Origin of the sequence: Pseudomonas sp. SIMBA_067 (assembly GCF_046534675.1) — a bacterium.
Taxonomy (GTDB): Bacteria; Pseudomonadota; Gammaproteobacteria; order Pseudomonadales; family Pseudomonadaceae; genus Aquipseudomonas; species Aquipseudomonas putida.
The window spans coordinates 1-236 of record NZ_JAWRYH010001340.1 but is presented as its reverse complement, the minus strand read 5'-3'; the positions used below and the strand labels follow the sequence as shown (position 1 = coordinate 236).

Sequence of the window (236 nt, the reverse complement as noted above, 5' to 3'; positions counted from 1 at the left end):
GGTGGTCCGCTGGCTGAAGGTCAAGGTGGGTGGTGTCAGGTAACTATCTGTTGCTGACCCACCGCTATCGGGAGCAAGCCCCCTCCCACCCTGGGTTTGTATAAGCCCGATAAATCGCGATAACCCGCGCCGGGATGGTTCGGCGCCAACCGCGCGCCTTCGCCAAACAATTTCTCGCGCAAGGTGCCTTGGGCATATTCGGTCTTGTACACGCCGCGCTTCTGCAACTCCGGCAC

The 236-nt window shown here is 60.6% G+C and carries 1 pseudogene; it reads right to left on the bottom strand.

Annotated features, from left to right (window positions below):
* Positions 1-35: 35 nt before the first annotated feature.
* A pseudogene (locus SB765_RS33705) lies at positions 36-236 on the bottom strand (5,10-methylene tetrahydromethanopterin reductase); the annotation flags it as partial.